This is a genomic window from Natronorubrum sulfidifaciens JCM 14089 (assembly GCF_000337735.1).
Classification (GTDB): Archaea; Halobacteriota; Halobacteria; order Halobacteriales; family Natrialbaceae; genus Natronorubrum; species Natronorubrum sulfidifaciens.
Window position 1 is genome coordinate 348,052 of sequence record NZ_AOHX01000025.1, and the last position, 25,915, is coordinate 373,966.

The 25,915-nt window shown below is 62.9% G+C and carries 23 protein-coding genes; 9 read left to right on the forward strand and 14 right to left on the reverse strand.

What is annotated here, in order from left to right:
• Positions 1-47: 47 nt before the first annotated feature.
• The 3 genes from C495_RS02985 to C495_RS02995 all read right to left on the reverse strand — a co-directional run bounded on the left by C495_RS02985 (position 48) and on the right by C495_RS02995 (position 3,925).
• A complete protein-coding gene (locus C495_RS02985) occupies positions 48-2,066 on the reverse strand; it encodes a copper resistance CopC/CopD family protein (protein ID WP_008159863.1) in 2,019 nt (672 codons plus the stop codon).
• Between the two features lie 3 nt (positions 2,067-2,069).
• Positions 2,070-3,272: a beta-propeller fold lactonase family protein gene (locus C495_RS02990; RefSeq protein ID WP_008159865.1), complete on the reverse strand. Its 1,203-nt coding sequence runs from the start codon at positions 3,270-3,272 to the stop codon at positions 2,070-2,072.
• A 125-nt stretch (positions 3,273-3,397) separates the two neighbouring features.
• Entirely contained in the window at positions 3,398-3,925 is a 528-nt protein-coding gene (locus C495_RS02995; protein WP_008159866.1) for a winged helix-turn-helix transcriptional regulator, read from the reverse strand.
• Positions 3,926-4,169: 244 nt separating this feature from the next.
• Here C495_RS02995 and C495_RS03000 point away from each other — a divergent pair, with 244 nt between their 5' ends.
• Positions 4,170-4,547: a DUF7471 family protein gene (locus C495_RS03000; protein ID WP_008159868.1), complete on the forward strand. Its 378-nt coding sequence runs from the start codon at positions 4,170-4,172 to the stop codon at positions 4,545-4,547.
• Between the two features lie 99 nt (positions 4,548-4,646).
• Here the strand turns inward: C495_RS03000 and ribB are convergent, their stop codons facing one another.
• The 3 genes from ribB to C495_RS03015 form a co-directional block, all read right to left on the reverse strand.
• On the reverse strand, positions 4,647-5,351 hold the full coding sequence (ribB, locus tag C495_RS03005; protein WP_008159870.1) for a 3,4-dihydroxy-2-butanone-4-phosphate synthase: 705 nt from the start codon (positions 5,349-5,351) through the stop codon (positions 4,647-4,649).
• On the reverse strand, positions 5,348-6,055 hold the full coding sequence (locus C495_RS03010; RefSeq protein WP_008159872.1) for a DUF120 domain-containing protein: 708 nt from the start codon (positions 6,053-6,055) through the stop codon (positions 5,348-5,350). The genes ribB and C495_RS03010 overlap by 4 nt, the downstream gene beginning before the upstream one ends.
• A gap of 218 nt (positions 6,056-6,273) precedes the next feature.
• Positions 6,274-7,059 (reverse strand): DICT sensory domain-containing protein, encoded by a 786-nt coding sequence (locus C495_RS03015; RefSeq protein ID WP_008159873.1) that lies wholly within the window; start codon positions 7,057-7,059, stop codon positions 6,274-6,276.
• A 425-nt stretch (positions 7,060-7,484) separates the two neighbouring features.
• Between C495_RS03015 and C495_RS17170 the strand changes: the two genes are divergently transcribed.
• Positions 7,485-7,658, forward strand: coding sequence for a DUF1059 domain-containing protein (locus tag C495_RS17170; protein WP_008159875.1), 174 nt, complete (start codon positions 7,485-7,487; stop codon positions 7,656-7,658).
• 41 nt (positions 7,659-7,699) lie between these two features.
• Here the strand turns inward: C495_RS17170 and twy1 are convergent, their stop codons facing one another.
• From twy1 to C495_RS03030, 3 genes are read right to left on the reverse strand one after another with little or no spacing between them, the layout of a single operon-like run.
• Positions 7,700-8,734, reverse strand: coding sequence for a 4-demethylwyosine synthase TYW1 (gene twy1, locus C495_RS03020; protein WP_008159877.1), 1,035 nt, complete (start codon positions 8,732-8,734; stop codon positions 7,700-7,702).
• Positions 8,735-8,786: 52 nt separating this feature from the next.
• Entirely contained in the window at positions 8,787-9,089 is a 303-nt protein-coding gene (locus C495_RS03025; protein WP_008159879.1) for a hypothetical protein, read from the reverse strand.
• 40 nt (positions 9,090-9,129) lie between these two features.
• Complete coding sequence (locus C495_RS03030; RefSeq protein WP_008159881.1) at positions 9,130-9,813, reverse strand: HAD-IIB family hydrolase; 684 nt, start codon at positions 9,811-9,813, stop codon at positions 9,130-9,132.
• Between the two features lie 139 nt (positions 9,814-9,952).
• Here C495_RS03030 and C495_RS17815 point away from each other — a divergent pair, with 139 nt between their 5' ends.
• A complete protein-coding gene (locus C495_RS17815) occupies positions 9,953-10,096 on the forward strand; it encodes a hypothetical protein (RefSeq protein ID WP_161569798.1) in 144 nt (47 codons plus the stop codon).
• A gap of 124 nt (positions 10,097-10,220) precedes the next feature.
• Here C495_RS17815 and C495_RS03035 read toward each other — a convergent pair whose 3' ends face one another.
• Both C495_RS03035 and glpK read right to left on the reverse strand, forming a co-directional pair.
• Positions 10,221-11,294, reverse strand: coding sequence for a hypothetical protein (locus C495_RS03035; RefSeq protein WP_008159882.1), 1,074 nt, complete (start codon positions 11,292-11,294; stop codon positions 10,221-10,223).
• Between the two features lie 3 nt (positions 11,295-11,297).
• The gene (gene glpK / locus C495_RS03040) at positions 11,298-12,833 is read right to left on the reverse strand and encodes a glycerol kinase GlpK (protein ID WP_008159884.1); all 1,536 of its coding nucleotides are present in this window, start codon (positions 12,831-12,833) and stop codon (positions 11,298-11,300) included.
• Between the two features lie 310 nt (positions 12,834-13,143).
• Here glpK and glpA point away from each other — a divergent pair, with 310 nt between their 5' ends.
• The 4 genes from glpA (at position 13,144) to C495_RS03060 (ending at position 18,766) form a co-directional block, all read left to right on the forward strand.
• Positions 13,144-14,847, forward strand: a complete 1,704-nt coding sequence (gene glpA, locus C495_RS03045; protein ID WP_008159886.1) for an anaerobic glycerol-3-phosphate dehydrogenase subunit GlpA — start codon at positions 13,144-13,146, stop codon at positions 14,845-14,847.
• A gap of 1 nt (position 14,848) precedes the next feature.
• Positions 14,849-16,138 (forward strand): glycerol-3-phosphate dehydrogenase subunit GlpB, encoded by a 1,290-nt coding sequence (gene glpB / locus C495_RS03050; RefSeq protein ID WP_008159888.1) that lies wholly within the window; start codon positions 14,849-14,851, stop codon positions 16,136-16,138.
• Between the two features lie 76 nt (positions 16,139-16,214).
• The gene (locus C495_RS03055; RefSeq protein WP_049890122.1) at positions 16,215-17,603 is read left to right on the forward strand and encodes an anaerobic glycerol-3-phosphate dehydrogenase subunit C; all 1,389 of its coding nucleotides are present in this window, start codon (positions 16,215-16,217) and stop codon (positions 17,601-17,603) included.
• The gene (locus tag C495_RS03060) at positions 17,603-18,766 is read left to right on the forward strand and encodes a Cdc6/Cdc18 family protein (RefSeq protein ID WP_008159893.1); all 1,164 of its coding nucleotides are present in this window, start codon (positions 17,603-17,605) and stop codon (positions 18,764-18,766) included. The genes C495_RS03055 and C495_RS03060 overlap by 1 nt, the downstream gene beginning before the upstream one ends.
• Before the next feature lie 78 nt (positions 18,767-18,844).
• Here C495_RS03060 and C495_RS03065 read toward each other — a convergent pair whose 3' ends face one another.
• Together C495_RS03065 and C495_RS03070 are read right to left on the reverse strand one after the other, a co-directional pair.
• Positions 18,845-19,771 carry a DUF368 domain-containing protein gene (locus tag C495_RS03065; protein ID WP_008159895.1) on the reverse strand — a complete coding sequence of 309 codons (927 nt, stop codon included), beginning with the start codon at positions 19,769-19,771 and terminating at the stop codon, positions 18,845-18,847.
• A gap of 108 nt (positions 19,772-19,879) precedes the next feature.
• A complete protein-coding gene (locus C495_RS03070; RefSeq protein ID WP_008159897.1) occupies positions 19,880-22,885 on the reverse strand; it encodes an oligosaccharyl transferase, archaeosortase A system-associated in 3,006 nt (1,001 codons plus the stop codon).
• A gap of 172 nt (positions 22,886-23,057) precedes the next feature.
• Here C495_RS03070 and aglG point away from each other — a divergent pair, with 172 nt between their 5' ends.
• Positions 23,058-24,017 (forward strand): glucosyl-dolichyl phosphate glucuronosyltransferase, encoded by a 960-nt coding sequence (gene aglG, locus C495_RS03075; RefSeq protein WP_008159900.1) that lies wholly within the window; start codon positions 23,058-23,060, stop codon positions 24,015-24,017.
• A 48-nt stretch (positions 24,018-24,065) separates the two neighbouring features.
• On the opposite strand, the gene C495_RS03080 is transcribed toward aglG, so the two are convergent.
• Entirely contained in the window at positions 24,066-24,968 is a 903-nt protein-coding gene (locus C495_RS03080) for a glycosyltransferase (protein WP_008159902.1), read from the reverse strand.
• Positions 24,969-25,403: 435 nt separating this feature from the next.
• Here C495_RS03080 and C495_RS03085 point away from each other — a divergent pair, with 435 nt between their 5' ends.
• On the forward strand, positions 25,404-25,913 hold the full coding sequence (locus C495_RS03085; RefSeq protein ID WP_008159904.1) for a hypothetical protein: 510 nt from the start codon (positions 25,404-25,406) through the stop codon (positions 25,911-25,913).
• The last annotated feature ends 2 nt before the right edge of the window (positions 25,914-25,915 follow it).

Genomic DNA, 25,915 nt, shown 5'->3' on the forward strand with positions numbered 1-25,915 from the left:
CCGTCACGGACACATCCCCGTAGACCGCCCTCGATCAAATCGATGCGCTACTCGCTACGGTCGCGATCCCGTGTCGCCTCGAGTGCGACGGCGACGGTACCGACGACGCCGACAACGACGGCGCCAAACTGGAGAAGCGTGACGAACGGCGATGGCGATTCGTCCGGCCCGCCGTCGTGATCGTGTTCGTCGTGATCGTGTTCGTCGTGATCGTGTTCGTGTGCATCCGACGCCGGACTCGCGTGGGCGTCGAACCACTCGCTGACGAACTCGCCATCGGGCGAGCCAGTGACGCGAAGCTCCCAGTCGCCGTCGGCTGGAAGCGTCTGGACGGTCGCGTAGGTCCCGTCGTCGGTTTCCTCGAGGTCGACATCGAACGTGTCGTCCGGGCCAGCTGCCGAGAGCCTGACAGTGCGGTCGGAGGCGACCGACTCTCCGTGATCGTCGATGAACGCGACCTCGAAGACGACCGGCTCACCCGACTCAACGAGGAACTGGTCGCCTCCGTCGTCGCCTTCGGCGGGGGTCACCATCAGCGCGAGATCGACCTCCCCCTCCCGCTCGATCGTCGCCGAGCCCAGCGTGTCGTCCCCGGCGACGGCTGCCGTCGGTGCCGAGGTCAACAGGCCCGAGAGCAAGAGCACGACGACGAGAACGCCAACCTCGAGGATGATTGCGCGCCTGAACGTGGTGATCGTCTCCCGTCCCGGCTGGCCGCCGTCCTCGCGGACCCCAGACTCGGAACTGCTCCCGAACAGTCGGCCACCGAATCCGGTTCGACCGGCATCCGTGGGGGACTCGAGGCGGCGAAGGAGGATGAACCGGGTGAACCCACCCAGTCCGAGCGCCAGCAGGACCAACAGCGTTTTCGCGGAGAGGGCAGTGCCGTAGACGGTCTCGCCGAGGTCCTCGAGCGTCGGGACGTGCCACGCCGCAAGGATGAGTCCGGTCGCACCGGCGAGTGTCACGCCGGCGAGGGCGAGCACCGAATAGCGACGGATCGTGTCGACGGCGAGGGCCGTGCGATCAGCGGGAGATGTGTCTCGAAGCAACGGGGGCACGACGAGTGCGAGAACGACGAGGCCGCCGACCCACAGGCCCGCCCCGGCAATGTGTGCCAGATCGACGGCGAACCCCTGCAGGCGGCCGATCGCTGTCGCCGAGTGGCTCGTCCAGCTTACAGTCCCGGCAACGCCGACTGCGCCGACGACCGTCCCGGCGAGCCAGCCACGACGCGAGAACGAGCCAGCGACGGCTGCCCCGAGGACGGCCACGACCGCGGCGGCGAACGCGAGCTGTCCCAGCCATGCTTGGCCAAGGGGCAACCCAGCAAACTCGAGGAGCGTTCCGGGAACGAGCGGCCCGACTGATCGCGCCTGAACGAGACCGAGCGCGACCACCGACCCGAGCAGCAGGACACTCGTCCCGGCGAGCAGCCGCGTGAGACGCCGATCGACCGACTGTGCCGACGCACCGACGCGACCGGCAGCCGGGTAGACCGCAATCGCAGCCGTCAACGGCCCGCCGATGAGGGCGACGAGAGCGACCAGCAACAGCCCCTTCGCGGCGGTTTCGACCGGCGGAACCGACTCGTCCGCATCGTCTTCGTCGTCGTAGGCCTCGAGGACGGCGTCACGGTCGAGCGGGTCGTCGCCGACGCTGAAGAAGAACGTGCCGGATGTCGTATGGCCGTCGTCGGCGAACACCTCCCACTCGACGGTGTACATTCCGTCGGTGTCGTCGCTCTCGGTGGGGGCCTCGAGGGGCGTCCGAACGATCTGCGTGTCGTCCGGATTGATCGTCGCGTCGCCGCTGACGGCTTCGCCGTCGGGTCCAGTGACGGTGACGTCGGCGACCTGCACGCCATCGCCCGAGAAAAAGAGTGTGACGTTTTCGGGGAGCGTTTCGACCTGCTCGCCGTTTGCCGGATCGGCGTCGCTCAGATAGGCGTGGGCAACAACGGGCGTTGCAACGCTTGCAGCCAGCACGATGGCGATGAGGGCCACGGCGGCCACGGTGGCGATCCGGGGTTGACGACGACGATCGGACGATTCGGTCGACTGCATCGGTTATCGGATGGTGCCGGTGTAGCCGGTTCCCGAGTCGCCGACGTACTGAATCGTATCGACACCCTCCTCGATGTCGACGTGGGCGACCACTTCCTGCGTGGACATATCGACGACGGCGACGAACCCGTCAGCGTCGGCAGGGGTGAAGAAGTACTCGTCGCCGGCGACACCGGTTCGATGGAGGTGATGGGCGTCCTCAGGTCGTTCGATATCGCCGACCGAAAGCGTGTCGACGACGTCGAACGCGTCGAGGTCGATGACTGCCGCCTCGTCGTTCATCGTGTTGGCGGTGAAGCCATACATCGTGTCGCCGTCGTCGTAGTACCGCAGCGCGTCGGGGCCGCCCTCGACTGTCACCGAATCGAGTTCCGCACTGTCGTCGCTCGTCGCATCGAGGAAACGAATCTCGTCCCCGTCGAGCACCCCGAGCAGTTCCTCGTCGGGCGTGAGATACATGCCGCCCGCAAACGCGAGTTCGTCGACGATCTCGTTGGTATCGGTGTCGACGACGACGGTCTCGTCGCCGTACTCGAAGTAGGCGAGCCCGGTCTGTGGGCTGTAGGCTTTGTAGTGCGTGCCGCCGTCGTCGCCGAACTCGAGGAACTCCGAGCGCTCGTAGCCGTCCAGATCGATGACTGGCACGCCCGGATCGTTGACGTTCGTCGCGTAGCCCACCGAGCCGAAGTTGTCGTGGTAGAGCAGTTTGCCGTGGCCCTCTCCCTCGAGGCCCGAATCGACGATTTCGACGACTTCGTGTGAGCTCGTCTCGATGACGTAAAACGCCCCCTCCTCGTCGGAGTGTGCCCACATCTCGTCGTCGTTTGGATGGTACAGGTGGGTTCCATCGGGGCCAATATCGACTTCCGCGACGACCTCGCGGGACTCGGTGTCGATCGCGAGCACCTGATCGAGCGAGCCTTCGATCACGTAGATCTCGCTGTAATCTGCCGTGATCTGCGGATCGCCCCAGTCGTTGTCGTCGATCCCATCGGTGATCTCGTCGACGACCGCCCCCTCAGCCGGATCGATAATCGAGATCGTGTTCGGCGCGAACGCGTAGGCGAGTCCGTCGCTGCCATCGCCGTTGTCACCGTTCCCGTCGGTACCGTTGTCATCGTCGTCGCCGAGACAGCCCGCTAGACCGATCGCGATTCCACCAGTTATTGCCTGTACGACACGCCGTCGTTTGACGGGGTGGTCCATATTGGCACTATCCATCCCTTTTGGCATCCAGATTCTGGTTCGGCTAACGAATAGAAGTGAAACTCGCAGAATATGTTCTCGTACCGAACACTCGCTCTTCGATCGTCACGAGCCACTGAGTACCGTTATCGCGCGTCGTGGCCGCCCTCGAGCAGGCCGTCGACGAGTCGGGTGAACCGATCGACCAGCCGATCCGGCACCGTCGGCGTCACTTCGGAGAGCAGCGGGGCGGTCCGGTCGGGATCGGTCAGCGAGAGCGTCACCCGGTTGCGCTCGTCGTAGCGTTTGTCGACGATCTCACGCTCGACCAGATGATCGAGGTGGTACTCGAGTGTACTCCGGGCGATCCCCAACTCGTCTGCGACCGCGGCGGGGCGGCTCGGCTCGTGCTCGATGAGGTAGACGACGATCTCTCGAGCCGTCTCGCGTCGGAACAGTGCCAGCGCTCCGCGCTCCCACTCGTCGTACTGTGGTGTGTAGTAGTGGGTCTGGCCGTAGAGTTCCTCGCGAACGAGGTCGTCGGCGTCGATCAATCGGCGGACGTGGTACTGTATCTGTCCCGGCGCGAACTCCGACGTTCGGACGAGTTCGTTGAAGTGAATGCCGGCGTTCGACTGCACGTGTGCCCTGATCTGTTGTCGAGTGTCGCTCATGGAAATCGATATCTACCCTGTGTTTGGTCCCTGCCGGTGGAACGCGTCGTTATTGGCACCTAGCAATTCGGCCCTGATAACGGCTTCTGCTCGTTCCCGGCGACTGAGAACGGGTCATATGACCCGTTTCTTTATCTTCGTCTCGCCACGACCACAGTCGCGTTCACTCGGAACAGGCGTGCCGGTCACACGCCAACTGACCGAAGCACATAGGTCACTCTCGAACCGAGGTACGGTCGCGTAGATGGATCACACGAGCCCCTACGAAATCGCGTGGTTGGACCCACAGTTGGCTCCGGTACTGCTCGGCGTGATCGTGCTCGCCGTCATTGGCACGACGATCCTCTTTTGTTGTGGCGTCGTCGCCTATCTGCGACGGGGGTCGACCCGGTATCTGCTGATCACGATCGTCCTTGGCCTGCTCGTCGCTCGGTCGATCGTCGGCCTCGGAACCGTGTTCGGGGTGGTGCCGATGACGGTCCACCACCTCGTCGAGCACGGCACGGACTTTACTATCGCCGTACTCATCCTGTTTGCCGTCTATCGGAGCGGCCCCTTCTCGGACCGAGCCGAAGACGGCGGCGAATCCAGCCCCGTCCCATCGGGCCCGGACAGGGACTGATACGGATTGCTGTCCCGATATCCCGCTGATCGCCAGCACGGGTCGGCGATCGGCGGTCAGTGACGACAGGAAATCGTATGAGAGCAGCTGTTCCAGCGGCTATCCCAGTCGCTCGAGGATGTCTCGGCCCTCGAGATAGGAGAGTCCGTGTCGAGTTGCGTAGGCGCGGGCGTCGACGGGAGAGAGCGCCTCGCCGGTTTCGTCGTCTAACATCTCACAGACGACGACGGCGGGCGAGAGCCCGGCGGCGTCAGCGAGCGCGACGCCGAGTTCGGTGTGGCCCGCTCGCTGTGCGAGGAGGTCAGGGGCTGCTCGCAGCAGGTGGACGTGACCGGGCACGCGGAACGCTTCGGAAAACACGGTCTCTGACGGGTTCGTCGCGGCGTCGCCGAGTGCCTGAATCGTCGTCGACCGATCGACGTCCGTGATCCCGGTGTAGGTGTCGCGGTGATTGACCGTCAACGAAAACGACGAGCGCTCGTCGTAGCCGAGTTCGTGATCGCCCGTCGCGGGATGGTCGACAGCTTCGCTGTAGAAGGGCAACTCGAAGGCGTCGGCAACGTCGTGACCGAGTGCAACACAGACCAGTCCGCCGGCGTCGTTTCGCAGTCTGGCAACCGCGTCGGGCGTGACCGCATCGGCGTGATAGATCAGGTCCGTCTCGCCCTCTCGGTCGGCCGCATCGTGGACCAGAATCGGCTCGCCAGCGCGCAGTGCCTCGAGTGCGGCGTCGATGGCGTCGGCCGCCGCCGGCGCAGTTTCTCCGTCCGCGTTCGACTGGGGGCCAGCGTGATGGCCCGTCATTGGCGATCACCCACGTAGACGACGACGTGGTCGTCGTCCTCGAGGGCGAGTGCCTCGCGGAGTTTCTCGGGTGCGATGATCTCGAGTTGATCCTCGTCGTGGTGGGTCCGTTCGGGCGCGATGATGTGGGCGTCTTCGTAGCGCTCACCGTCGGCCGTCTCGATCGTCGCCGGATAACAGACTGCCGGCCCGTACGTTCGGTCGTCGTCCTCCCAGCCATCGATCGGAACCGGCTCGAGTGCGCCGATAGCGCTGCGCCGACGGACGCTGTCGTCGCGCAGGTCGACGTTCAGCGTGCCAGGGAACGGCTCGTAACCGAGTCGATCCTCGAACTGGCGTTTGTACCCCGACAGCGAGATGTAGTGGCGACCTTCACCCATCCCGCTAGTGACGGTGCCGTCGAGTTCGATCTCCGAGTTCGCCTCGAAAATACGACGGTAGTCCTCGTACTCGGCGTGGAGCGTCCGTTCACCCTCGTCGGTGATCGCCACCCACTGGCCGTCGCTGACCGTATCGCGCTCGAGCAGCCCACCACTCTCGAGTCGCTGAAGTCGTCTCGAAGCGGTCTGGTTCGACGCGTCGAGTCGATCGGCAAGGTGAGAACATGAGATCTTGACGTCGCCCTCGAGGCCACCCTCGAGTGCGAGCAGTTTGAGCACGGCGAGTTCGTCGTGCCCGACGGCGGCCGCAGCTGACACTGACATACCAGTTGCTTTGGGGGGATCAACTAAAAGCATACCGAATGTGGTATGCATAACGAAACTGTGATAGAGTTCCCGAGTGTGTCGCTGCGGTGTCCGTTCGTTGGGGAGACAGCGCAAAAAGCCATCGGTCACGGGAGTCATACGGATTGCTGTACCTATTTACCGCCGATCGCCGACCCGTTCTGGCGATCGGCGGTCAGTGACGACAGGAAACCGTATTAGAGATCGCGAGCGATGGCCTCGTCGATTTCGACGACGCGTTCCGGGTCGTCGGTCCAGAACCCATCCCAGACGCGTGGCTCGGTCTCGAGACAGACGAGTGCAGAGCCGGAGCCGTCAGCAGGATCGTCGGGACGGTAGACGACGAACCAGCCGTTTCGATACGTCGGCGTCGTCCCACTGTGGACGGTGACATCGAGATCGATCGTCGCCTCGTCGTCGACGCCGTAGACGTGTACGTCGACATCGCTCGCCGCGAGCTCCGTATACACCTCGTGGGTGCCGATCTCGTCGTTGATCCGCGAGAGTTGCTGGAACGCACTGCGCAGCGTGCCACCGGCTCCGTTCCAGGCCAGTTGTTCGATGCGACGGGAGACGATAATCAACAGCAGTTTTTCCTTGTGGGCAAGCGGATAGCCACGCAGTCGGAGCTGTGTCTCATCGAGATTCGCGAGCACGTCCGGGAACTCGATCTCGCCGAGCCCGCGCGCCCCGGTCACGAACAGATCGGAGTTGATCGCGAGGAGCGACTCGTACAGGTCGGCCATCGGCGACGTCGCCACGGGGACGCCATCCTCGAGGAGCACGGCGACGTCGCCGCCGGCCTCGAGATCGAGGTCATCGGTGAACGCAACGGCGTCGCTGGTGGCCGCCTCGACGGTGATCGACTGCGTCTCGAACGTCTCATCCAGCATCGCCTCGAGCGGGCCGGGCTGGTCGTCACCGACGACGGCGATCGTCGCCGTCGGCGGACCAGTGTTGTCGATGAACGATCGCAGGGTCATCTAGCGGGTTGTCGTGACTGTGGATCATAAAAGAATCCGTTCACTCGAGGGTCCTGCCGGCGGCCGTGACGACTGACGGTAGTATAGTAGCCACTGACCGTCACTGCACATCAGATCGCATGACGACTATGCGATCTGTATGTCAATCGTTTCAGGTGTTACTATAACTCGTTACAGCAATCCGTAGCAGTGCCCCGGAGACCGCAGGACGATCACGGGTACACCGGAACTGACCGCTGCCGGAACGTGTTCACGTCGAGTGCAGAGCAACTGGATTGATCGGCGGACGGTTCGGCCAACGCACACATACTTTCACAAAAACAGCTAAGTAATATACTGGCGTAGCGTTAACTGGTGCTTGATAACAAGGACCAAAGGATAGGGAACGAATCACCACTGGCACGCGGAACTCGGCGTGATTGCACATGGCGAAAGCACACAAACTCGATTGCGAGGCGGCAGAAGCTGACTGCCGATTCATCATCCAATCGGAAAACGAAACAGAGGCGATCGAACTGGCCAGAGACCACATGAAAGCGGTCCACGGAAAGGAGTTCTCCGACGAGGAACTTCAGGAGAAACACCTGCAAGTCGTGTAACCCGCTTTTCGGGCGGCGTTCACCGGCGGCGAGCCAGCGAGTTACTCGCCTGTGACTGGGTCGCGCGCCCAGAACTCGCTGTCCTTTTTCAGTTTTGGGACCCACGTGTCTTTCGTCTTCGAGAGAAGCGCCACGCGGGACGCTGGCACCCCTTTGCACTCCGTAAACTCGGGCATATACTCCTGGACCTGCTCGGTGAATTCCACGACCTCCTCGTGGTCGGGCATCGCCGAGCGGTCGAGTCGGCCCTGTGAGTGACCCACGTGCATGTAGGCTTTCATCTCGATGAAGTCCGGATCGGCCTGCTGGAAGAAGCCAGCGTACCAGTCGGGGTGGTGCATGTTCTCGCCTTTGACGAGCGTCGTCCGCAACACGGTGCGGGTCTCGTCTTTGTCGGCGAGGACGGCCATCGTCTCAAGTAACTTCTCCCAGGCGTCGTCTTCCATCGCGCCGACGACTTGATCGAAGGTGTGGCGTTCGGGGGCGTCGACGCTGACGTAGAGTTGGGTGGGGTCACACTCTCGAAGCACCTCGGGTCGGGTCCCGTTCGAGACGAGGAACGTGGTGATATCGCGGTCGTGGAAGGCTTCGATGAGTTCGGGCAGATAGGGATACAGCGACGGTTCGCCGTCGAGCGAGATGGCGACGTGGCGAGGCTCCATCGCCTGATCGAACACTTCGCGTGGGACCTCCTCGTTGCCACCGAAGCCGGAGAGGAGTCGTTTCTGGAGGTTGAGCGAGGCGTCGACGACGGCCTCGGGGTCGTCCCACTGAACGTCGTCCATCTCATACGAGTGACCCTGATGGTCGCGCCAGCAGAAGACACAGCGCTCGTTACACCGCACGACGGGGGTCATCTGGATACAGCGATGGGACTCGATCCCGTAGTAGATGTTCTTGTAGCATTTGCCCTCGCCGCGCATGGCGTTGGCCGTCCAACCACAGGTCTGGGCGGCCGTGTGGTTCTCGCTGTGATAATCTGGACTCGAGACCTGCATCGCACCGCCGTCGCCGTCGCCCTCGTTCCGTTCGGCGTCGGGTCCGGTATCGACGCCTGTCTCGGCGGAATTGCTCATGTTGCCCCCGATTGGGTGGGCGCGGACAAAAACCGTGTGGTGTGGGGTTGGGTTACTCGCCGTTCGATTTGTGTGGGAGTTCGCCCGGTTCGGCGGGTTCGTCGTCCTCGGTCGACACCTCGCGCTCGAAGCCGTACAGAACCAGCCCCGTATTGGCGGTCAGGAGAACGCCGGTCATCGGGGCTGTCGGGACGAACAGATACAGTCCGACTCCGACCGCGAACGTCCCCGCCGTAAGCACAGCCCACAGCAGCGGCCGCGAAACGTCGACACGGGTGGCGTCCCAGTAGATCACACCGAAGAGCGCACCCGTCGCCACGAGTCCGAAAACGGTGACGAGCAAGTCAGCGACCATACACAGTGGTTAGTGAGCCACCGCAAAAGCGTTCTGCGTTTCAGACCGAGCCCCGGACACGCTCGAGCACCGCCAGCGTCCCATCCGCGTGGGTCGCCTCGAGGACCTCATCGGCGGCTGCTGTGGCCATCTCGTCGGCGTTTCCGACGGCGAAACTCCGACCGACGGTGTCGAACGACGAGACGTCGTTGATCGAGTCGCCGACAGCGACGGCCGCCTCGAGGTCGATCGAGACGTGCTCGGCGATCGTCTCGAGGCCGTCGCCTTTCGTCGGGGTCGTATCCTTGACGTGGTAGGCGTAGCCGGTGTCGATCACCTCGAGGCCGTGTTTGGCGGCGATCTCGCGCAGGGGCCCGATTGGCTGCTCTAAGTTGACCGCGATCTCGGTTTCTCGCCAGCGATTAACGGTGTCTTCTGCGCCCCAGCCGAGCGTGTAGCCGGCGGCGCGATACTCCTCGGTGACAGCCTGGGCGGCCTCGCGGTCGGCTGTGAAGAAGACGTCGTTGCCGGTGTAGACGACGCCCCCGTTTTCGGCGACGACGAGTTCCGGAATCCCGGTGAAATGACAGAGGGCAACAGGGTACGGAAACGCCTTCCCGGTCGCGATGACGACGGGAGCCTCCCACTCGCGGATCGGGTCGAAAATACGCGGGTCGATACCCCAGCCGTCGGGCCGGGTCAGCGTGCCGTCGATATCGAGCACGAGCGGTGGATCGGCAGTCATAGCCGTCACTCGAGGGCTTGGTGACCTAAAAGAGTCGGTTCGAGAGTGCAAGAGCGCTGGACAGCAACCGCGACTGTCGCTCACTCCATCGAATGCCAGCGAGCAGAACACACTTGTTTTTGCGAATACCATTCCAGATATGATTGAAATTATTGTCGTCCCCATGATTTATGTCGCCCTCACAGCGTACGCGGTCTATTTCGGAGTGTTGAAAGCATTAGAGGCGTTTTTCGGGCAGCAAGAAGACGCCGACTCGTATACGGTTTCACCACCGGACCGGTGACTGTCGGTCGATTGTGGTCGACACTCGATGCGTCTCATCACATGCGGTTCGTTCGGGAGTGCTACAAAACGGATCGCCGGAGACCGTGGCGAGTACGTCCTCGAGAGAAAACCCCCCAGACCGCTTAGAGCGCGAGATAGCCCGCGTTGGGCAGCAGTCCGAGCAGATAGAGGATACCGAGTGCGAACATGAAGATCGCGATCGCCATCGCCGGCGGGTCGACGTGGGTCCCGGAGTGGGAGTAGAACATCCGCTGAGTCACTTCTGCGAGCAGACCACTGATCGCGCCGAACGCGCCGGCAGCGAGCAACGCGACGGGTTCGCTCCCGATGGCCGGCATGGCGAGGATCGCCCCCACTGCGCCGAGCAGCGTGATGTGGTGGGTGACAGGGATCTTCTCAACGCCGAGGTTGAGAAACAGCAGGCTGATCGCGGAGATCGCATAGCCCATGAAGATGCTTCCCGTCTCGAGCCAGATGTAGCCGCCGAGAACGCCACCGACGAGGCCGATCGCGATGACGCCGGACCACTTGTACTGGTGGGGCAGCCACGGTTCGGTCGCCAGTCGGCTGGTCTCGGTGCCGCCGTCGGTTGCGATACGTTTCTCACCGTTCTCGAACGGCGACATGTCGAGAATGTTCGACCCCGACACTTTGCCAACGACTGGGTAGTCGAACACGAGCCGCGCGAGGAAGGCCGTTGCCACGACCGACAGCGCGATGTTGTCCGTCGGGAACCCGACGCCGTTCATCACCTGGGTGATGAGCATCCCGACCGCGCCGAAGACCGCACCCACGGCGAGGATGTCGGGTTTGGTCCCGAACGCGTAGAGGATGTTCTTCCCGAAGTGGTAGTCCCAGCCCGCAGGCTCCATCTCGGGGTACTTCCGGCCGGCGTAGGCCGTCGCCGCGACACCGCCGGCGAACGCGACGTGCGGGCCAGTCACCATGCCGAAGCCGATCACGCCGGTGATGTCGGTGGCGAGGCCGCCAGTCTCGACGGCCTCGAGTGTGCCGAGCTCTCGCTGGAGGAGCGCGACGCCTTCACCGAGGAAGACGACGAAGCCCGTAAAGATGAACGCGGGCAACGCACCGATCGCCGCGCCGAACGCGCCGCCGGCGAGGGCGGCGATCAACAAGAGAGCGAACTGCTCGACCTCCAGCCCAATGATGGGTATCTGGAGGAGTGCCTGAAACATCGATTACTCCTCCGTCGCCCAGTTCAGCGAGCGCTCGACGGCGTCGCTCCAGCGGTCGTATCGCTTATCGGCCGTCTCTCTGCCCATCTGAGGCTCGAACTCGCGGTCGATCTGCCAGTTGTCGCGCAGACTGTCGACGTCGTCCCAGTAGCCGACGGCGAGCCCGGCCGCGTAGGCCGACCCCAGTGCCGTCGTCTCGTCGACGACCGGCCGGACGATCTCCGAGTCGATGATATCCGACTGGAGCTGACAGAGGAAGTTGTTCTTGACCGCGCCCCCGTCGACTTTCAGGCTCGTCATCTCGATGCCCGAGTCGGCCTCCATCGCCTCCGCGACGTCGCGGGTCTGGAACGCAATCGACTCGAGAGTGGCTCGGATCACGTGTTCTTTCCGCGTCCCGCGGGTCATCCCGACGATGGTCCCGCGTGCGCGCTGATCCCAGTGGGGTGCGCCGAGGCCGGTGAAGGCGGGAACGACGTAGACGCCGTCGGTTGTATCGACGCTGCGGGCGAGTTCGGCCGTCTGAGAGGGGTTGTCGATCAACGACATGTCCTCGAGCCACTCGATCGCCGCGCCGGTGATGAAGATCGATCCCTCGAGTGCGTACTGGACGTCCTCGCCCGAGCGCTGGAAGCCGATCGTCGTCAACAGCCCGTGGTCGCTCTCGACGGCCTCGTTGCCGGTGTTCATCAGGAAGAACGAGCCCGTTCCGTAGGTGTTCTTGGCGTCGCCGGCGTCGAAACAGGTCTGGCCGAACAACGCCGCCTGCTGGTCGCCGAGTGCGCCAGCAACGGGCACCTCGGCCTCGAGGAAGCCCTCCGGATCGGTCATGCCATAGGTGTCCTCGTCGCTCGAGGGGCGGACCTCGGGGAGCATCTCTCTCGGGACGGAGAACTCCTCCAAGAGGTCGTCGTCCCACTCGAGGTCGTGGATGTTGTACAGCATCGTCCGCGAGGCGTTCGTCACCTCGGTGATGTGGTTGCCCGTGAGGTTGTAGATCAGCCACGTGTCGATCGTTCCGAACAGCACGTCGCCTCGCTCCGCGCGGTCGCGGATGTCGTCCGGCCGCGACCGCTCGAGTTTGATCGGATCGGCGTTGTCGAGCAGCCACTCCGCTTTCGTCGCCGAGAAGTAGGCATCGGCCTCGAGGCCGGTTTTCTCGCGGATCGTGCCGACCAGTTCGTCCTCCTCGAGTTGTTCGACGCGGTCGGTCGTGCGCCGGTCCTGCCAGACGATCGCGTTGTGAACCGGCCGACCCGAGTCGGCATCCCACAGAAGCGTCGTTTCGCGCTGGTTGGTCACGCCGATGGCCTCGAGTTGGTCGGGTGCGACCCCGGCCTGCCCGAGCGCCTGCGTGATGACGCGTTTGGTGTTCTCCCAAATCTCCATTGGGTCGTGTTCGACCCAGCCAGGCTCCGGATAGATCTGTTCGTGTTTCTCGTATGCGTTCGCGACGACCTGTCCGCCGTGGTCGAATACGATGAATCGCGTCCCGGTCGTCCCCTGATCTACTGCACCAACGTAGGTATGTTCTGTCACTAGTAGTCACCCGTATCGTACTGCTCACGCAACGTCTTTACCAGTGGTCGCGTGCTATTGGTAAACAAATTCGACGATCATTATAAATGTTCCTGAAAGTGTAATAGTGGCATTATATTTTACCAACAATATTACGACTATCTCTCCAAAAACAGTCGAGTTCTTCACCCGAAAATCATCGTTTCGCCGGGAATGAGGGCCGAACCGCGACCATAGTGTGCATGATATTTCCATACATCATTGGTTGTTATGGGCGTTGGGAGAGCGTCGATAAAATAAAGAGCAGGGAGAACGAGGTACGAACCAAGGGATGACAACCCACACTGACGTCCTCGTTCTCGGCGGCGGGTCGACCGGCTGTGGCATCGCCAGGGATCTGGCGATGCGCGGCCTCGAGGTGACTCTCGTCGAACGGGGCAATCTGACTGAGGGGACGACGGGCCGGATGCACGGGCTCTTACACAGCGGGGGCCGATACGCCGTCTCCGATCAGGCGAGCGCGATCGAGTGTATCGAGGAAAACGAAATCCTCCGGGAGATCGCGGGCCACTGCGTTGAAGCGACCGGCGGCCTGTTCGTCCAGCGACCCGAGGATTCGGACGCGTACTTCCAGGAGAAACTCGAGGGCTGTCGTGAGTGCAACATTCCCGCGCGTGTGCTCTCGGGACGGGAAGCACGCGAGATCGAACCCTACCTCGCAGACGACGTCAAACGCGCGATCGAAGTGCCCGACGCGGCAGTTGATCCGTTCCGACTCTGCGTGGCGAACGCGGTCGACGCCGAAACCCACGGCGCACGCATCGAGACCCACGCCGAGGTAGTCGACCTCCTGCGCGACGGCGACGACATCTACGGCGTGAAAGTGCGCCACGAGTCGGGACCGGGCAAACGAAACCACACCGTCGCCGGCACGATAGAAGAGATCACGGCCGACTACGTCGTCAACGCGACGGGCGCGTGGGCCGGCCAGATTGGAGACATGGCCGACCTCGAGATCGCGGTCCGTCCCTCGAAGGGCGTCATGACGATCATGAACGTCCGGCAAGTCGACACCGTCATCAACCGCTGTCGGCCGAAAGGCGACGCCGACATCATCGTCCCCCACGAGACGACGGCGATCCTCGGCACCACCGACGAGGAGGTCTCGGACCCGGACGACTACCCCGAGGCGCAGTGGGAAGTCGACCAGATGATCGACACCCTCTCGGAACTCGTCCCGATCCTCTCGGAGGCACGAACGATTCGGTCCTTCTGGGGCGTCCGCCCGCTGTACGAGCCGCCGGGAACCGGCACCACCGACCCGACGGACATCACGCGTGATTTCTTCCTGCTCGACCACGCCGAACGCGACGGCGTCTCGGGGATGTCCAGCATCGTCGGCGGGAAGCTGACGACCTACCGGGCGATGGCCGAAGAGATCGCCGACCACGTCTGTGACAAACTCGGCGTCCGTGCCTCCTGTGCCACCGCCGACGAACCGCTCCCCGGCAGCGAAACCATCGAGACCCTCGAGGCCGGCATGGACGACTTCGGCCTCCGCTCGCCGGTCGCTCGCCGGAGCAAACAACGCCTCGGCAGTCGCGCAAGCGAGGTGCTCGAGACCGACGCGGCCAACCCCGTCATCTGCCAGTGCGAGGGCGTTACGCGCGCGGAGATTCAAGACGCAATCTCCCAGTCGGGAACGGACCTGAACGCGGTTCGCATTCGCACCCGCGCCTCGATGGGCAACTGTCAGGGCGGCTTTTGCTGTCAGAATATGGCGAACGAACTCCACCCCGAGTACGACGAGGAGACCGTCCGGGCGGCGCTCGACGAACTGTTTCAGGAACGCTGGAAGGGCGAACGCCACGCGCTGTGGGGCGAACAGCTCTCCCAAGCGATGCTCAACTACGCGCTGCACGCGACGACGATGAACCGTGACCGCGACCCCGCAAGCGAGTCGAGCGACCTCGAGTACGACGCGTTCGATAGCGGTCAGCAGACGCCCCAGCGGCGCGCCGATGGGGGGAACTGAGATGGCGATCGAAGACGACGTCCTCGTGATCGGCGGCGGACTCGCCGGCGCGACGGCCGCACTCGCCGCAGCGGAGCAAGACGTGCAGGTACGGCTAATAACCCACAAACAGAGCACGCTGCGCCACGCCAGCGGGCTGATCGACGTGCTCGGCTACACCCCCGAAGGGGACGGTCCGCTCGTCGACCCCTTCGACGCCCTCGCCGACCTCCCCGACGGCCACCCCTACGAGCGCGTCGGAGCCGAGGCCGTCCGCGAGGCGCTCTCGTTCTTTGACGACGTCGCCGGCGAAGCGTATGCTGGCGCACACACGGACGCAAATGCCTTGGTCCCGACCCACGGCGGCACGGTCAAACCGACCGCCCGCTACCCGGCCTCGACGGCCGCCGGCCTGGCGAGCGACGACCGGGACGCGCTGCTGGTCGGATTCGAGACGCTTCCGGATTTCGAGGCCCCGCTGGCTGGGGCCCACCTCGAGGCCGCTGGCGTCCCGTTTTCGGCTCGCGGCGTCACGCTGTCGTTCCCCGGCATCGTCCGCGACGACGCGAAGGTGACGCGCTATGCCCACCTGCTCGACCAGAACGAATCCGTCTCGACGGGTGCGGGCGAAACCGGCGCGCGCGAGGCGCTCGCCGCGGCCGTCGAGGCCCACCTCGAGGACGAGTCTCGAGTCGGCTTTCCCGCGATTCTGGGCGACGACCACGCCGCTGAGGTGCGAGCCGATCTCGCGGACGCCCTCGGCGTCGACGTCTTCGAAGTCCCGATGGGACCGCCCAGCCTGCCGGGACTGCGACTTGAGGATCTGCTCTACGAGGCACTCGAGGATGCGGGCGTGCGGGTAACCTCGGGCGTGCCGGTGGTCGAGTACGAGACGGGTGCGGACGGCGACCGAATCGACCACGTCGTCGTCGACCGCACCGGCTCGAAACTCCCCCACCGCGCCGACCAGTACGTCCTCGCGACGGGCGGGCTCGTCGGCAAAGGCGTCCGTTCGGAACGCGAGCGGGTGTACGAACCGCTCTTCGACTGTCACGTTCCCCACGCCGCCGACCGCTACGACTGGTTCGTCGACGACGTGTTCGGCGACCAGCCCTACGCACGCTTCGGCCTGCGCGTCGACCGCGAGTTGCGGCCGTTGACTGCCGACGACGAGCCAGAGTTTTCGAACCTGCGCGCGGCTGGCGCGGTTCTGAGCGGGTATGACTTCGCGGCGGAGAAATCCGGCGGCGGCGTCTCGCTCGCGACGGGCTACGTCGCCGGGACACGGGCCGGCGAGGAGGGCGGCGAATGACTGATTTGAGACACAGTGTGCGAGCGATCGACTCGAGCGACGACCGCGAGTGCGAGCAGCCGATGCAGGTGAGTTCATGAGCGACGCAGAACACCCAACCGACGACGGCGTATCGAGCGACGACGAGTTCGAACCGATTCAGGTCTTCCCCGAGGCCGAGGAGATGGACCTCCGACCGGGAGCCGACAACTGTTATAAGTGTTCGACCTGCGATACGAACTGTCCCGTCGCCGAGGTCGACGACGAGTTCCCCGGGCCGAAGTTCCAAGGGCCAGAGCAGTGGCGGCTCAAACGTCAGGACGACCACGACATCGACGACTCCGTGATGAAGTGTTCGAACTGTATGCGCTGTGATAGCGCTTGTCCCTCCGAAGTACCGCTCTCGCAGATGCACAACACGGCTCGAGGCGAGTACGTCGACGAACACATGAACACACTCTCTCGAGAGTACATCCGCAACCGAATCCTCGCGAACTACCGGCGACTCGCGCCGCTGGCCGCAGCCTTCCCCCGGACGGCGAATTTCGTAATGGGGCTGTCGGTCACCCAGTGGCTCGGCGAGAAGACGCTGGGCATCACGGGCGAGCGGGAGTTCCCCGAGTTCGCGACCGAGACGTTCCGGGAGTGGTGGACGAAGCGAGGTGGCAACGCCACCTCGAAACAGCGAGCACAGGAAGCGCGAGCAGAGCGAGGCGGTGCGACGGACGAGGCGAAACGCATCGCCTACTTCCACGGCTGTTACTCGAACTACAACACCCCCGAGGTCGCAAAGGCGCTCGTCCGCGTCTACGAACACTTCGGTTACGAGGTCATGGTCCCCGAGCAATCCTGTTCGGGAACGCCGATGTTCGCCAACGGGATGCTCGAGGACGCTCGCCGGGCCGCCGAGACGAACGTTCGCGAACTCGCGGCTGCACTCGAGGAGGGTGCCGATATCATCGCTTCCTGTAGCTCCTGCTCGATGTCGATCCGCCAGGAGTACCCCGAACTGTTCGACTTCGAGGGGACCGACGACGTCGCCGCGAACACCTGGGACGCCGTCGAGTACCTCCGCGTCCACGAGGACCTCGAGGGTGAACTCGAGGGGACTTCCCTTGAGGACGAGTCGTTCGCCTATCACGCACCGTGTCATTCACGTAACCAGGGCCTCGATGGACAAACGATCGAAGTGCTAGGGGCAATCGATGGGATCGACGCACACGACGTCGGCGACTCCTGTTCTGGAATCTCCGGGACGTACGGCTGGAAAGAAGAGAACTACGAGACGTCGATGAAAATCGGCGAGGAGATGTTCGAGCATATGGACGACGCGCCCGCAGAGACCGGCCTGACGGAGTGTCCGACCTGCTCGATGCAGATGGAACACGGCACCGGCTACGAGATCAAACACACCCTCGAGATCATCGCGGCGGCGCTCGTGGGAACGGATCTCGAAACCGACCACGACCACCAGCAGGCGAGGTAATGAAGCTGGAAGAGCGTATCACTCGACGGCGATCAGCACGAACGGAACAGGGACTCATCGTCGACCGAGACCATCTCAGCCCGGTCGTCCATCGTCCGGAACCGATCGGTCGTGGACCCGTCTTAGAGCAGTTGCTCGACGCGCTCGAGTCGGTGTTCGACGGGGAGTTACCACCGCCGGTGTCGGTGGTCGGACCCGCTGGCTCGGGAACGTCGGCGATCGTCACGGCGCTGTTCGACGCGTTGAACGACCAACTCAGCGAGACCTCGCGGACGATTGGCACGACGACACGCGCTGGCAGTACCGGTCCAGTGACGTGGTTCGTCTACGTCGACGGGCGACGTGTCGAGAGCGCCTTTGCGTTCTATCAGACGGTCCTCTCCGTGCTCTCTCCCGATCCCGTCCCACAAAGCGGCGTCGGGACTGACGAACTGTGCGAGCGGCTTTGTGATCGACTCGATCGGCCCCACCACCGCGCAGTGATCGGGATCGACCACCACGACGAGCCCGAATCACTTGCCGTCGACCAGATTCACGAACTACTCGAGCCGGTCACGGACAGCGTCTCGACGATGGCGGTCGGCCAAACCGTCCCCGACGGCTGGGACGAGACACACCCGAGCGTGTCGGTCCCGGCCTATCGGCACCACGAACTCGTCGATGTCATGACCGATCGTGTCTCGACCGGCCTCGCGGCAGGTGTCTTGGATCATGCGTCGGTTCGCAGCGTCGCGACGTGGGCGGACGGCAACGCCCACGATGCGCTCGCCGCGCTGTTCGGTGCCGGTGTCCTTGCGACCGCCGATGGCAGCGATCGGATCGAATCACACCACCTCGAGACGGCCCGGAATAGCGTTCCGACAAACGGCGTCCACCTCGATCGAGTGCTGTCGCTTTCGGAAACGCGCCAACAGGTGTTGGCCGATCTCGTTGCCGTCGAGTCGGCCAACAGACCCATCCGTGAGGTCGCCGCGGAGATTGCCAGTCGCTCGTCGCTGACTGCAGGGACGGTCAAACGGTTTCTCTACGAACTGGCGGATCGAGGCATCATCGAGCGCGTCCCGCTCCCTGCAAACGGGAGCGGACGCCGACCCAGCGCCGTCGTCCCGCGGTTTCCGACGATCGTCTTCCAAGCACTGGGACCGACCGCGAACGACGACTAAAGCGGATTGCTGTACCGATGTCCCGCTGATCGCCGACCCGTGCTGTCGATCGGCGGACAGTGGCGACAGGAAACCGTCTCAGTACTCGAGGTCATCGGTGTACCAGTCGACGAGCAACACGGCACCCGCGCCGACGACACCCGCAATAAGAGCCACAGCAGGCGTGCCGATGGACGAGTTACCGAGATTCGTCCAGACCTCGACGGCGGGGAGACGCAAGGCACCGACCATCAGACTCACTAAAAATGCCAGTGTCGCGGCCCGGTATCGATCGAGCGCGTAGCCAACCGCGTGGGCCATCGTGAACAGACCGAGGACTGCACCGGCGCCGAAAACGGTGACGACCGAGCCGGCGTCGATCACCGGGGCGAGTGCGCCGCCATTGAGCAGTCCGATCACCCCATCGATGAACGTGCTTAGCGTCCCGGTCATGTACTCGTACTGACCAAGAATCAGAAGGAAAAACGCTCCTGAAACACCCGGCAAGACCATCGCACAGATCGCAACTGCACCAGCAATAAAGACCATTATCGGACCGTGTGAAGCACCACTCGCAGTCACACCCGTCACAACGAACGCCAGTCCGATCGCGACCAGCGAAACAGCAACCCGCCCTCCCGTCCACGTCTCGACCTCCCCGTAGAGGACGATCGCCGACGCCGCGATCAGCCCGAAGAAAAAGCCGTAGGTCGGCACGGGGTACGTCGTCGCCGCCACATACATGACTCGTGAGAGGATCACGATCGCCGTCGAGATCCCGAGTCCGAGCGTGAGCAAGAACGGGAGATCGATCCGCTCGAGTTCGTCCCGGAGGGCTGCTCGCGCCTCGGGTTCGTGGGGGCGAAGCGCGGGCCGAAACGAGCGTGGATCGATCGCCGTGATCGCCCGAATCAGTCGATCGTAGATGCCGACGATCAACGCGATCGTCGCGCCCGATACACCGGGGACAACGTCTGCGGCCCCCATCGAGAACCCTTTCAGGTATACCGCGAGAAACTCCCGCATTGCCCGGGGGTATTCCGGACGGCGGGAAAAGCCTTCTTACTCTTAGATACTGCCGAACCGCAGCCAGTCGCTCACTGTCGATCGAACGGTGTCACGAACCGCGGCGCGTTAGCCAGCCATCTGCATCGCTGCCGGCGTGACAGCGCCAGCGACGTCCGCGTCGTCGTCACCGGGTTCCTCACCGGCATCGGTGTCGGCGGTTCCTTCGTCGAGTTCGTCGCCGTCTACGTCTTCAATGCCGTCCTCGTCGTCAGCGTCGTCCGACTCCTCGAGTTCAGTCTGCTCGAACTCGATGTCGTCGATCAGTTCTCCCTGAATCACCGCTGTCTCAGGGACCGCGGTCTGTGCTTCATAGCCCTGTTCGCCCGACTCGCCGACGGTCAGCGTGTAGCCGTCGACTGCCTCGACGCTGCTGTTCGTGTAGCCGTCCTCGACGCCGAGTTCGTCGTCCGTTGCGTACGGAACGACCAGTTCGAAGGAACCGTCGTCCGCAAGCTCGACCTCTTGCGTGTAGGTGAACGTCCGCTCGGCGTTCGTCTCGAGGTCGACCGTGGCGGTGATCGTCGCATCCTCCTCGAGGAGATCGTCCTCGTCGTCGACGGTCCCGCTGAGCGTCGCACCCTCGACGCGTTCGAACGTTTTGACTGCGGCGGCGTCATTGACACCGAAGAGTTCCGTGGTCGGCTGCTGATCGAGTTGTAACAGCCTCTCCTGGCCGACTCGCTCATTCACCTGCACTGCGAGCTGTCCCTCACCAGGTGGCGCAATGTCGCCGTCCTGAACGTAGAGTACGTCACCGTCTTCGTACCCCCAGGCGTCCAGCTGTTGGACCGTCTGCTCTGGGAACGCCTCTTCGGCGAACACTTGTGCGTAACTGGCGAAGATGGCCGTTCCAGCGCCTTCGTTCTCGTGAACGACACGGTAGTGTTCCATACCGTCCGCGTCGTCGAAGTACAGCTGGGACAGCATCGTGTCGTGATACGGCATCTCGCCGAACGTCTCCGCGAGCTCATCCGAGTGAAGTGGCTGTCCCGGCTGGTAGTCTTCCGGCGTCATATAGTGGGTGTACTCCGGCCCCGTCCACTGGGTGATCGCAGGGAACTTTCCGCCAGCCATCGCGTAATCGATCATTACGTACCGCATCTCCTCGTGGGTAGGGTCTGCAGCCATTGCCTCGAGGTCCTCGTTCGTATGCACATCGGTGCCACGCGGGTCCTCGCCCGCAGCGATCGCATCGAGGATCAGTTCGCCGCGCTGTTCGGATTCAGCGGTCAGGAACGCCGACGACGAGCGGGCGTTCTGCTGGAACGGGTTCGAGTGTGGGATGCGCTCGGCCTGTGTCGTTATCAGGTGGCCGTAGTCCCACCACGACATCACGCCATACGCACCGACGGGGTACTCATGGTCACCGCCATCGGGGTAGTCGTAGGTGCCGTAGTACTCGAGGTCGCTGGCGTTATCCGCACCACCCCAGTCGCCCGGCTCGGGCGTGTTGTCGGCAAGCCAGTGGTTCGATTCCTCCCAGACCATGGCTTCCTGATGTGGACCAACGCGTTCGCCACGGTCCCACGCCGTGTCCGTACTGGACGCAATCGGTGGCAGTAGTGGTGCAAACAGAAGCATGACGACCAGCACCAACACGATGATCTGATAGGTCTCGACCTGCCGAAGCGAGTCGACACCACCCCGAATATCGAGGTCGAAGATGCGGACGATATCTGCGACGAAGACGGCGTTGACGACAGCGACTGCCAACACAAGGTAGTACGCAAACCGAAGCTGTGTCGCGGCCATGCTGATCAGGAACGCAGACCAGACGATGATTAGCGTGTACTCAGCGCGGTATTCACGGCCGAGGAACGGACGAGCGATGAGCAGGGCAAGGCCCGCAAGCATCGTGTAAAATGCCGCGCCGAACTCGTTGAAGACGTGGCTGGTGAAGTCCGCCGGTGGCTGCGCTTCGGAGATGGTGAGGTCAGTCCCTGTCGTCCCGAATGGAACGACTCGTCTCGTCGCGTTGTTGACGATCGTCGAGAACAGGTCAGGAAGCACGAGCCACATCGCGAGGAACGCAACGCCAATGAGCCCAGCAACCGCGCCAGGATAGTATCGACGATCGATGTCGTAGTTGTTCCACTGTCGAGCAAGCCAGGCCATGAATAGACAGCCGCCAGCGACGAGTGCAGCACTGATCGGCTGGATGTAGCCAAAGCTCGTAACACTCGTCCCCGGCTCCTCGATCAAGACGACGGTAACGAGTGTGGTCACCCCGAGACTGAGTGCGCCGACAAAGGCGGTGTGATCAGGTGAGATACCACGGAGATACTCAAGACACAGCTGGATGGTAAAGAAAATCGCCAAGATACCGACGAGAACGACACCAGGTGGCCAGACCCAAATGTACAGTGAGAGTGCGATGCCGGCAAGGACACTGTAGATCGCTGGTTCCCGAAGCGTTTCCCAGTCTTTGTCGACGACGAGTTCGTAGATCGGCTGTTCGCGTTCGGCGACTCGCAAGGCGACCATCATCGAGAGGACGGCAATCGCCATGAACAGCACCTCAGCGACGTGATGCTGGAGTTGGCCGACAGTCGTTCGGGCGAGGAACGACCCCGGGACGAGTGCGAGGATGACGACCGAGACGAGCCCGCCGACAGTGCCGCCGAGGCGTCGGCCGATAGAGAACACCGGGATCGCGACGAGTGCTGCCATCGCCGGGACAGTGAGCAACGCGACGGTGTAGAGCGTGCTCGTGGATGGATCGCCAAGCCCCACGATCATCGCAATGGTGACGATGATCTGGTCAAACAGCGTCCCGAACTGGCCGACGTAGTTGCCAGTCGGGAATCCGGTCCATATCTCATACGGCATCGTGTTCGGATAGTTCTCGGCGGTCCACTCGACCGTCCGCCAGTGATACCACGAGTCGACACCACCCAGTGCAGGCGTGCCATCCTCGGTAACGAATCTGCCATACGCCTGGGTCCGTACCCAGAACATAAACAGCATCACGGCCCCGATGACGGGGATGTGATACCAGTCAGCCCACGTCTCGAGCAACGACGGCGCTGTTTCAGCCCCGTCGTCTTCGACGTGTTCAGTGTCCGTACTCATTAGGTCCCCCCAGACACAAGCCAAGAATAAGCCTTGTCATCTCTCTGTCGCTCTCTGACATCTCTATCCCGTCGGTCGTGACTCGAACAGGGATCGCCGGTGGACACTCCACTGCGACTGTAACCCACCTGAAGGAAAACACTTATTCGCCGCTCACAGCAACCGATTCCCGATGAAGGTCTCTGTCGTCATCTGTACCTACGCGATGGACCGCTACGACGTCTTCTCGGAGTGTGTCGACAGCGTCCTCGACCAGACGTACGACCCACTCGAGGTCGTCATCGTCGTCGACGGGAACGACGCCGTCTTCGATCGCGTCTGTGACGACTACGGCGGCCTCGAGGGCGTCGTACTCCACTGTAACGACGAGAATCAAGGGATTTCGTACAGTCGAACTCGAGGGGCCGAAATCGCGACCGGAGACGTCGTGGCGTTCATCGACGACGACGCCGTCGCCGAACCCGACTGGATCGAGGAACTGGCACGCGTCTACGACGAGACCGACGCGATTGCTGTCGGCGGTCACGCAAAGCCCGACTGGGTGACCGAGAAGCCGGATTTCTTTCCCGAAGAGTTCTACTGGCTGGTCGGCTGTGACGAACGCGGGATGGGCGAGCACATGGAAGAATTGCGAAACACGTACGGCTCGAACATCTCCTTTCGACGGGACGTGTTCCTCAACGTCGGCGGCTACGACGAGAATACGGGTCGAAAGGGTGATCGACACATCCAGGCCCACGAAGCGCCGGTCTGTATTCGGATGGCTAACAAGTACGGCAAGGGTGTGATCTACAACACCGACGCCGTGGTTCACCACAAACTGTTCGACTACCGTGGGAACTTCCGCTGGCTGGTGTTCCGGTCGTTCTGGCAGGGCTACTCGAAACGAATCATGGACATCCTGTTGCCTGAGGCTTCTGGAGATAAAAACGACTATTTGAAGCAGCTCATGCTCGAGTTCGTTCCATCGCGGGTGAAAGACCTCGTGTCTGAGCCCTCGAGTGCGAAGGCGAAACAGCTCGTGACGATCTTTATCTTTACCGCGGCGGTCGGCTTTGGCTATCTCTACGGATTGATCGATGTCGATCGCTCGGAGTTGGTTACCGACCGTGAGGCCATAGCAGGTAACTGACGCTCGGGTTTTCTTTCCGGTCGTTGTACTGTGTCCTCGAGCAATCGCTTACGCCTCGAGTCGCGGAACGGCCTCGAGGGTCGCGTTCTCGTCGCCAGTGAGATATTCTTCGTAGTAGCCCAGCCCGCGGACGGCGGTGAGCAGTTTCGAGAGCGCGCCGAAGGCGAGTCGGTCACTCGTCGGGAGGTCCCGATCGGGGCGTTTAATCCCGCTGGGTCTTGGTGGAACGCCGGGCGTGCCGTATCGGTCGGGGTGAAAGCGCTGGAGTTGACAGAGCCCGCGGCCGACGCGGCGATCCTTCTTGACGTGTGCGCGGAGGCTATTTCTGGTTGGGTGGTACATCGTCACGTCCCCGGCGAACTGGAGGTCATACCCCGCGTCGTGGACCCGGTTGCCGAACTCCTTGTCGCCGCCGGATTCGAGGCGGTGATCGAACAGGCCCACGTCCTCGAAGACGGCTCGTCGGGTGAAGAGACAGCAGGTCGGGGCGAACTGCTGGTGCTCGAGGTATCCTTCGACGGGAAAGCCCGTGTGGTGATCGTAGCGGGCCAGGAGGGGTGGGTTTTCGGGGAGGGTGAGCTCGACGTTACAGCCCATGTAGTCGGCGTCTGTGGTTTGGAAGGTGTGGAGGGCGGACTCGAGCCAGTCCTCGGGGACGGTCATATCGGCGTCGACGAACGCGAGGAGTTCACTGTCGGTGTTGCGGATGCCGGTGTTGCGGGCGGCGTAGGAGGACTGGATCTCGGTCTCGTGGACGAGGGTGAGGTGGTCGTGGTCGTTTTCGTAGGAGTGGACGATCTCCGGGGTTCGGTCTGTGGAGTCGTTGTCGACGACGACTATTTCGTGGTTGGGTGTTTGGGGGAGGAGGGACTCGAGGGTGGTCTGGATGCCATCGGGGTCGTTGTAGACGGGAATGACGACGGATGTTCTCGCGTGTTCTGAATAGGACATAGCGACAGTGATGTCTCTACGTCAGTCGATATGCCAGTTGCAAAAAGGCGTTGGTCGGGCCAGACAGCACGCGAGGATAGTCAGAAGGAACTTAACAACCTGAAGGGACGTCAGTCATTTCGAACGGATCGGCAGACTTGGGTCTCGGACCATTGAGCCCTAAACTCACGGAGTGGTCAGAAACTGATCAGCTTTAGCCACACCCACCGAGGCCCAAACGAAATGACTACCGACGAAAGCCGCCGAACCTCATCGACGCACTTCCTCCGCGATTGCTTCACCATGAGATGATCAAAGAACTCGGCGAATCAGATCGCACGGTTGGGACGATGCCGATCAAGAGTCAGTTCAACGATGTCGTAACCGAGTTCCTCGAGTAGCACGCTCCTGCCGGCGACCGAAAAGCTGTTTCAGCTTCCCTGCATCCTCTCGTCCGTGCCAACGTTCGCTCGCACCGGCTCCGGAAAGTGGCACGTCGTCGGTCCCGACGGCTGTCGGTACGGCCGGGAGTTCGACGACGACACTTCGCCCGACGAAACCGTCACGGCTACCGATATCGTCGCCTACGAGCCACCGCCGACACTCGAGGATGTCCGTTCGGATGCATCGATCGACGAACTCGCCGCCGCTCGAGGTCACACCCACGACCAGCGTCTCGTTCTCCCGAGGACGATCGAGGAGAGCGATTCGGACCTCTGTGCCTCCTGTCGCACGAGACTGGAATCCCACCAGAAACGCCGGTCAGCGGTCATTGCCGACTGCAAGCGGGTGACGACGGTTCGCGACGCTGGCTGGGAACGGACAGAACGCGAGACGCGCCGGGGCTGTGACTGGTGTCGCGCACACGAACGGACGACGTGGCACAGCGACGACCTCGGGGCGACGGTGTGTCCGGCCTGTGGACGACTGTTCGAAACACGACCTGTCTCTTATACACATCTCTGATG

Coding starts and splice junctions, on each gene's coding strand:
- C495_RS02985 (WP_008159863.1), bottom strand. CDS start 2,066: ATGCAGTCGACCGAATCGTCCGATCGTCGTCGTCAACCCCGGATCGCC.
- C495_RS02990 (WP_008159865.1), bottom strand. CDS start 3,272: ATGGACCACCCCGTCAAACGACGGCGTGTCGTACAGGCAATAACTGGT.
- C495_RS02995 (WP_008159866.1), bottom strand. CDS start 3,925: ATGAGCGACACTCGACAACAGATCAGGGCACACGTGCAGTCGAACGCC.
- C495_RS03000 (WP_008159868.1), top strand. CDS start 4,170: ATGGATCACACGAGCCCCTACGAAATCGCGTGGTTGGACCCACAGTTG.
- ribB (WP_008159870.1), bottom strand. CDS start 5,351: ATGACGGGCCATCACGCTGGCCCCCAGTCGAACGCGGACGGAGAAACT.
- C495_RS03010 (WP_008159872.1), bottom strand. CDS start 6,055: ATGTCAGTGTCAGCTGCGGCCGCCGTCGGGCACGACGAACTCGCCGTG.
- C495_RS03015 (WP_008159873.1), bottom strand. CDS start 7,059: ATGACCCTGCGATCGTTCATCGACAACACTGGTCCGCCGACGGCGACG.
- C495_RS17170 (WP_008159875.1), top strand. CDS start 7,485: ATGGCGAAAGCACACAAACTCGATTGCGAGGCGGCAGAAGCTGACTGC.
- twy1 (WP_008159877.1), bottom strand. CDS start 8,734: ATGAGCAATTCCGCCGAGACAGGCGTCGATACCGGACCCGACGCCGAA.
- C495_RS03025 (WP_008159879.1), bottom strand. CDS start 9,089: ATGGTCGCTGACTTGCTCGTCACCGTTTTCGGACTCGTGGCGACGGGT.
- C495_RS03030 (WP_008159881.1), bottom strand. CDS start 9,813: ATGACTGCCGATCCACCGCTCGTGCTCGATATCGACGGCACGCTGACC.
- C495_RS17815 (WP_161569798.1), top strand. CDS start 9,953: ATGATTGAAATTATTGTCGTCCCCATGATTTATGTCGCCCTCACAGCG.
- C495_RS03035 (WP_008159882.1), bottom strand. CDS start 11,294: ATGTTTCAGGCACTCCTCCAGATACCCATCATTGGGCTGGAGGTCGAG.
- glpA (WP_008159886.1), top strand. CDS start 13,144: ATGACAACCCACACTGACGTCCTCGTTCTCGGCGGCGGGTCGACCGGC.
- glpB (WP_008159888.1), top strand. CDS start 14,849: ATGGCGATCGAAGACGACGTCCTCGTGATCGGCGGCGGACTCGCCGGC.
- C495_RS03055 (WP_049890122.1), top strand. CDS start 16,215: ATGAGCGACGCAGAACACCCAACCGACGACGGCGTATCGAGCGACGAC.
- C495_RS03060 (WP_008159893.1), top strand. CDS start 17,603: ATGAAGCTGGAAGAGCGTATCACTCGACGGCGATCAGCACGAACGGAA.
- C495_RS03065 (WP_008159895.1), bottom strand. CDS start 19,771: ATGCGGGAGTTTCTCGCGGTATACCTGAAAGGGTTCTCGATGGGGGCC.
- C495_RS03070 (WP_008159897.1), bottom strand. CDS start 22,885: ATGAGTACGGACACTGAACACGTCGAAGACGACGGGGCTGAAACAGCG.
- aglG (WP_008159900.1), top strand. CDS start 23,058: ATGAAGGTCTCTGTCGTCATCTGTACCTACGCGATGGACCGCTACGAC.
- C495_RS03080 (WP_008159902.1), bottom strand. CDS start 24,968: ATGTCCTATTCAGAACACGCGAGAACATCCGTCGTCATTCCCGTCTAC.